Consider the following 6,425-nt stretch of genomic DNA (forward strand, 5'->3'; position numbering starts at 1 on the left):
CGCTGCTCACGCTTCTCGTGCTGCCGATTCTTTACCGTCTGGCCCACCGGCCCGACGAGGAAGATGAGGACGTGTCTGCTGAGCCCTCGCATCCCCCGGACGTGTCCGCTCCCGTGTAGTTGAAACGGTCCCGCTCGCTGATCGCGGGACCTTCCCTTTTCTCCAACCCCAAAGGAAATGTCATGAAACTCTCCCAACTCATTCTCGCAGTGGCGGTGTCGGCCTGCGGCACGGCGTTCGCTGCTGACAACCATGGTCACGACATCAAACCGATGCACGGTGGTGCTGTCGCCGAAGCCAAGGAGGTCGAGTACGAACTCGTCGCCAGCGCCGACAAGCTGCAGCTCTATATGCGCGATCATGGAAAGCCAGTTGCCGTGGCGGGAATGACCGCCAAGGTCACGCTGCTGGCAGGCAGCGAGAAACAGGATGTCCAGCTCCAAGCCGGTGACGGCAAGCTGGAAGCCACGGGCAGCTTCAAAGTCCCCGCCGGTACCAAAGCCGTCGTCGCTGTCTCGAAGGCCGGCAAGTCGGTTGCCTCTGTTCGTTTCACGCTGAAGTAATACGAAGCCTGGCTGGGGGGATCGCCCTCGCGACGTCCCAGTGTTGATCCACTTTCAGCAGTCCGTTCACGTCAAAGCAACTGACTACATAGCGGCGAGTTCGGTCAGCCCATCGGCAATATGCCTTTGCTGGAGGCAAAAAGGAGCGATCCATGTCAATGCAGGCGGCACAGGTCGCGCCTTTTGCCAAACTGTTCTGGATTTGGATCGGCTTGTTGACCTCCGTGTTTGTGTTTTGGAGGCTGCGGCGTATCTGGCTCAAACGCCATCCGCCAATGGACATAAAAATCAAGTACAGCCGACGCTTGGCCAAGAGACTGAGGGATCGACAGGCAATGCGTTTCAAACACCGAAAAACACCGAAATCGCGGTGCCGCCATATGCAATCCAAGGAGGCAGACAGTGGGTGACGGTACCGGGGTCGCTGATGAAGCTTCAGGCAATACGCAACAACCTCCACAGCAAAAAAACAGATCCATGACAAAAATAACTGCATATTCAGGCACCCGCCGCCTCTCCGTGATCCTCAGCTCTGTGCTGGCAGCTAGCCTGCTGGCGGGTTGTGCTACCTCTACTGGGGCCGATCCCTCCGCCGAAGCGCCATACTGCTACAAGACCAGTAAGGGCAGAGTAGTCGCGTGCACTCGGGTACCCGCCCCCAGCCTGAATGCCGACGCTCAGGCGAAGCGCTTTACTCCCGATCCGAATGCGCTCACCGTCTACGTCGTACGGCGCAACTGGGGAGATGGCGGGCGGTTTGTGAAGATCAGCGCGGATAACGAAATGGCCGCCGAGACTCTCCCCAACACGATGGTGCGCTTCAAGTTGAAGCCAGGAACGCATGCGTTCACCTTGGATTTCGAAGGAGAGCGTCAAGTCGCAACCGTGGATGGCAAAGCTGGTGACCTACGATTTCTTCGGATCGATGGAACGGTTTGGGCATGGAAGAGCACGTTTGTATGGGCGACTGACGGCGAGGATGCTATTCGGGAAAGGGCTTACAAGGCTCGCCTGGTCGCCGACCTGACGGTCAAGTGACCTCGGGGGAGCAGACAAAAAATCCCTGGGGTTCAGTGAACGTGTTGATGGTGCACGTCAGGAGCATGGGGATGAGCGTGGGTCATAGGTTCATGGGTGTGCTTGTGACTGTGGCTGCCCTTTGGCATCACAAAGTGCACATGTGAATGGTGCCCATCGTCGTGCCGGTGGGCATGCTCATGCTCAAGCACTTCGTGTGTGTGCTCGTGACCATGGCTTTCCGCCAAGTGCAGTACCACTCCCGCCAGCATCAATACCCCGCCCAGCAGCATCAACCATCCCGCAGAGCGGTCCCCGAAACCGAAGGCCACGGCAGCACCGATGAAGGGCGCGAAAGCAAACACCGAGCCTGTGCGCGCCGCGCCAAACGCCCGTTGGGCAAGAAGGTAAAAGCGCAGACTCAGGCCGTAGCCAGTGGCTCCCACGGCGAGAAGTCCTAGTGCTGCGGATAACGAAGGCCAAGGCTCCCCAGTCGAAACCGCCAATACAGCCGTCACTGCGGCTCCCAAGGTAGCCTTGGCCATCACCACCTGGCTGGGGTCGCGCTCAGCCAGTCCACGGGACAAAGTGTTGTCTACCCCCCAGGCGACCGTGGCCAGCAACACGGCAAGCAACCCCATCAGCTGAACTCCTCCCTGTAGGCCCTGGTCCAGAACAAGCGCCATTCCTCCTGCGAGCAGCAAGAGCATGGCGGCCCACACGCGGCGGTCCATGGTTTCGCTGTACAGCCAGGCCTGCAGGAGGCTCTGCAGCGAAGCGCCGTCCTGGAGACCCAGATACAGACCGCACAGACCAAAGTCACCGAACTGGAGACCCGAGCTCAGGCCCTTGCTGCAGAGCTTGAGCAAGAACGGCGTGCGCACGCTGCGAGCACAGCGAGAGGTGAGGCGCTGTCCAGGCAGGTGGATGAGCTAAAGCAGGAGCAATCGAAGAGCAGGCAGCATTTCAGCGCCGAGTTGGAAAAAGGACGTGCAGCTATTGATGAAGCCGCCCAGCGATCTACCGAAGCGGAGCACCGGGCGCTTCGGGAAATTGACCGAGAGCGAACCGCGCGTGCCCAGGCGGAAAAGCAATTGGAGCAATTGCGAGGCAAGCTGACAGAGACCGAACGCGACTGTCACGCCAAACTACTCGAAGCCAATGCTGCACAGAGCAGGTTGGCGGCAGAAGCAGCCGGTGCTCGCGCCTCCTTGGCCGAAATTACCAGGGCGCACCAGGCGCAATCGGTCGAGCTACAGCAAGCTCTTCAGGCAGTTGCACAGCACAAGGCCGAAGCTGGCACCTTGCGTGAACTGGTGGAGCAGTTCAGACCGACGCAGAAATCTTTTCGTAAAAAGCGTGGTGGTGAAGCACCAGAGGTCAAGTGAGCAGGCCTCTGGCGAGTCAAGGGTGACGCGTCGATACAAGAAGGAATAAATGATGATTCTTTAATAACCGAAAGGCTTATGAGTCAAAACTGGCCGTATCCTGGCTTGCCCTCATATAGAGGCGATGAACGAGACCCTCGCATTTGCTCACTACGCAAGACGAGCCAGAAATGTGCTTAGATTCCTCAGGAAAAGTGCGCCAATCGATATTTTCGAGAGCATTTCCACTGACGATCATCGGGCCCTGGCGCGAGTCAGCGATATCGTTGAGGGCAAGCTCTCCTATCCGCGTCAGAACGGACTGGCCGTTGCACTGCGCGAGCTGGGGCGCATTGAGCGCACGCTGTTCATACTGGATTGGCTGCAAAGCGTGGAGCTGCGCCGCCGCGTGCAGGCCGGACTCAACAAAGGCGAGGCGCGCAACGCGCTGGCCAGGGCGGTGTTCTTCAACCGACTGGGCGAAATCCGCGACCGCAGTTTTGAGCAACAACGCTACCGGGCCAGCGGCCTCAATCTGGTAACGGCGGCCATCGTGCTTTGGAACACGGCCTATCTGGAACGGGCAACCAATGCTTTGAACGGGCACGGCAAACCGGTAGACGAGACGCTGTTTCAATACCTGTCACCGCTGGGGTGGGAACACATCAATCTGACCGGCGATTACCTCTGGCGCAGCAGCACCAAGGTCGGCGCAGGCAAGTTCAGACCGTTGCGACCACTGCCACCGGCTTAACGTGCTTTATTTTCCGTTTTCTGAGACGACCCCAAAAAGGCAGTTGTGAGAACACGAATGGGCTGCTGCGCCAGTTCATGCCCAAGGGCACAGACCTGAGCATGCATGACCAGGATGCGCTGGACTCCATGGCCGATCTGATGAACAACCGTCCTCGTCAGACTCTCGGCTGGGATTCTCCCTACCAGGCTTTTCAGCGATTCATGGCGGCTATCGCCGAGAAAAGCTCCGCTACCATTCATTGAATATCAACCAGCGGTGTTGCACTTCAGATTTGAGACCGCCCTCCAATGACATGCCGCATTTAGGGCAATTGCCGGGATGATCCTGTTGCACCTCGGGATACATGGGGCAGGTATAGATTGTGCCAGCCGGCATTTCTGCGGCCTTGTCGGTGGTCGCCCCGGGCTGCGCATGGCCCTGCGCATGGTGGGCGTGATGATGAGCACCATCAGTTCCGTCCTTGGCCTGGTCTTCCAACACCAGGTTCATTTGGCACTTGGGGCAGCGCCCTGGGTGATCCTGGCGCACTTCAGGGAGCATGGGGCACACATAGAGCGCGCCGGCATTTTATGTACCGACCGGTGCCTCGCTCACCCTATAGCGCACAGGGTCTGCAATGAACTTGTCGCGGCAGTGCGTGCTGCAAAAGCGGTAGTGATGATCGTCATGCATGGCCTGATGAGGCGATTGGGAGGTCACGCTCATACCGCACACAGGATCCTTCAAGTCGTCCGCCTTCGGTGAGATGTCGTCAAGGGCAGCCGACTGGCCCCCGAGGGCTGGTGATGTGGGTGATGGGTGATGGGTGATGGTTCATGTCAATGCCTTTCAAGACGCTTGTTCTATTTTTTGCCTTCCCATGATGTCAAGGTCAAGTCTTTCATCATGTTGAAGCGATTCAGTCTGCTTCTGCCGTCGTCCCGACAGCTAGCGAGGCAGGGACTTGCGGTATTGGGCGCTGATCTCGTCATGGCGCTGCTGTACCTCCAGCGGCCATTGCGCTTTGATCCAGGACAGCACGGCCACGATCTCGTCATCGCTCAACACGCCGTCGTAGACCGGCATGGCGGTGCGATAGTCAGGCTGGTCGATGAGCTTGGCAAGGCCATGCTTGGTGATGGCAAAAAGTTGCGCATCAGGATGGTGCCAGGTGTGGCCGCTGGGATCGTGCGGCGGCGCAGGAAGCAAGCCATCCGATCCGCGATCACGCCAGTTGGGCTGGCCTTCGCCCTTGGTGCCGTGGCAGGCGACACAGTTCTGAGCGTATATGCGAGCGCCTACTTGCAAGACCTGAGGATCATCAGGACGCAAGGTATGCGTCAACGCTGCCTCCCGCCTGCCACCGGCACTCAAGAAGAAATAGAGGATTCCAGCCACCACGAGCAAGACCAATCCCCCTCCCACGCCAAGGACAAGTGGTCTCAATTTCATTTCAAATTCTCCGACGCCACGCCTGCGGTCATCGACCGATAGAATGGCGCACGCGCTATCGTAAAAAAAGATTCGTCGCGCGCATTCGGGCTCCGCGCAGGCGAATCGCTGAGTGCCCGCAGATCCCCTATCTGCCCACTTTTTGCATCATGGTCAAACTCGGTCTTCTCTAGGGCGAACCCCACTTCGATGTGGGAAAGACGATCAAAAAGCGCCATGTTTTGGTGATTTTCCACACGTTCAAACAAGAGTACTTCGATCGGGCGCCACATCGCCACCCAGCCAACAATCAACAGCCCTTCCCTGATGGCCGTAAGCACCTGGCTGTTGCCAGGATTACCCAATAAGGCCCGTACAAGCAGCGTCGTACCCAGAACGGCGAGTCCCGTTAACAGGAAGTGCCCTGTCGCATCCTTCGTCGATACCGGCGCCTGCACTGCGCATATTGCGCTTGAAAGTGCGCATGGATCGCTCCTGCAATTTCCACCTCGTACTCTCTGATCGACGTCGGGACATGAACAATGAGACGAAGCGATTCATCTAAACCATACTCGCCCGCACAGTCAACGATATAGTTTTCCACAGCACGGCTCAGTGTTTTCTCATGGAGCGGCGAAGGGTCCAATGAATCGTAAAGCTGCGTGATTCGTTGAATGCGAATATCGATGACCGTCATTTCTGTAAACGCCCAGGTTGTCTTGTTTTACTTTTTTTGCACCTTGCCGGACAGCTGCAAGCGACGGACAAACCGTCAAGGCGTAATGCTGATGCCGTTGGGAGTCTTGCCTACCGGAACGGTCTTCACAACCTTGCGATCCTTCACATCAAGCACGGAAACCGAATTGGCGTACATGTTGGTAACGTAGGCGTACCGGCCTTCACGGTCGACAACCACGCCATGAGCACCGGCGCCGGTCACGACGGTCTTGGTAACCTTGAAACTCTCCAGCTCAATCAGGCTGACGGTTTTGCCAGGCTTCTTGGGCGTGCCCTGATTGGCCACCAGCAGCGTGCGCGAATCCGGCGTGACATACAGCTGGATGGGGACTGTTCCGACGGCAACCTTGCGAATCACCTTGCGCGTAGCCGGGTCGATCACGGCGACCGCGTTTTCCTCCGACAGCGACACCAAGACAAGACTCCCGTCCGGCGTGAAGCCCACTTGAGCCGGCCCCTTGCCTGCAGGAACTTGCGCGATCTCCTTCTGGCTGGCGGTATCGATGACCGACACCGTTCCGCCCTTGAGGTTGGCGACGTAGGCCTGCTTGCCGTCCGGACTGATGCGAAGAC

At 58.1% G+C, this 6,425-nt stretch carries 6 protein-coding genes and 4 pseudogenes; 5 read left to right on the top strand and 5 right to left on the bottom strand.

Features of this window, described 5'->3' with window-relative positions; all coding sequences use genetic code 11:
- The first annotated feature begins 182 nt into the window (after positions 1 to 182).
- Positions 183 to 563 carry a hypothetical protein gene (locus AADJ04_RS17310; RefSeq protein ID WP_015013004.1) on the top strand — a complete coding sequence of 127 codons (381 nt, stop codon included), beginning with the start codon at positions 183 to 185 and terminating at the stop codon, positions 561 to 563.
- A gap of 402 nt (positions 564 to 965) precedes the next feature.
- Positions 966 to 1,601 carry a hypothetical protein gene (locus AADJ04_RS17315; protein ID WP_341240377.1) on the top strand — a complete coding sequence of 212 codons (636 nt, stop codon included), beginning with the start codon at positions 966 to 968 and terminating at the stop codon, positions 1,599 to 1,601.
- Positions 1,602 to 1,633: 32 nt separating this feature from the next.
- On the opposite strand, the gene AADJ04_RS17320 is transcribed toward AADJ04_RS17315, so the two are convergent.
- Positions 1,634 to 2,464, bottom strand: coding sequence for an EamA family transporter (locus AADJ04_RS17320; RefSeq protein ID WP_341240378.1), 831 nt, complete (start codon positions 2,462 to 2,464; stop codon positions 1,634 to 1,636).
- A gap of 39 nt (positions 2,465 to 2,503) precedes the next feature.
- On the opposite strand from AADJ04_RS17320, the gene AADJ04_RS17325 reads away from it, so the two are divergent.
- The 3 genes and pseudogenes from AADJ04_RS17325 to AADJ04_RS17335 form a co-directional block, all read left to right on the top strand.
- A complete protein-coding gene (locus AADJ04_RS17325) occupies positions 2,504 to 2,968 on the top strand; it encodes a hypothetical protein (RefSeq protein WP_233099887.1) in 465 nt (154 codons plus the stop codon).
- A gap of 280 nt (positions 2,969 to 3,248) precedes the next feature.
- Positions 3,249 to 3,701, top strand: a pseudogene (locus AADJ04_RS17330) (Tn3 family transposase); the annotation flags it as partial.
- Between the two features lie 32 nt (positions 3,702 to 3,733).
- A pseudogene (locus tag AADJ04_RS17335) lies at positions 3,734 to 3,946 on the top strand (IS30 family transposase); the annotation flags it as partial.
- Positions 3,947 to 3,986: 40 nt separating this feature from the next.
- Here the strand turns inward: AADJ04_RS17335 and AADJ04_RS17340 are convergent.
- The 4 genes and pseudogenes from AADJ04_RS17340 to AADJ04_RS17355 all read right to left on the bottom strand — a co-directional run.
- A pseudogene (locus tag AADJ04_RS17340) lies at positions 3,987 to 4,451 on the bottom strand (heavy metal-binding domain-containing protein); the annotation flags it as partial.
- 180 nt (positions 4,452 to 4,631) lie between these two features.
- Positions 4,632 to 5,135 (bottom strand): cytochrome c, encoded by a 504-nt coding sequence (locus AADJ04_RS17345; protein ID WP_341240379.1) that lies wholly within the window; start codon positions 5,133 to 5,135, stop codon positions 4,632 to 4,634.
- Entirely contained in the window at positions 5,132 to 5,572 is a 441-nt protein-coding gene (locus tag AADJ04_RS17350; RefSeq protein WP_252101799.1) for a hypothetical protein, read from the bottom strand. Before AADJ04_RS17350 ends, AADJ04_RS17345 begins: the two co-directional genes overlap by 4 nt.
- Positions 5,573 to 5,886: 314 nt before the next feature.
- Positions 5,887 to 6,425: pseudogene (locus AADJ04_RS17355) on the bottom strand (hypothetical protein); the annotation flags it as partial.

The organism is uncultured Acidovorax sp. (genome assembly GCF_964021665.1).
GTDB lineage: Bacteria > Pseudomonadota > Gammaproteobacteria > Burkholderiales > Burkholderiaceae_C > Acidovorax > Acidovorax temperans.

Bases quoted from the DNA above. Each gene is read 5' to 3' on its own strand.
- AADJ04_RS17310 (WP_015013004.1), top strand. From the start codon at position 183: ATGAAACTCTCCCAACTCATTCTCGCAGTGGCGGTGTCGGCCTGCGGC.
- AADJ04_RS17345 (WP_341240379.1), bottom strand. From the start codon at position 5,135: ATGAAATTGAGACCACTTGTCCTTGGCGTGGGAGGGGGATTGGTCTTG.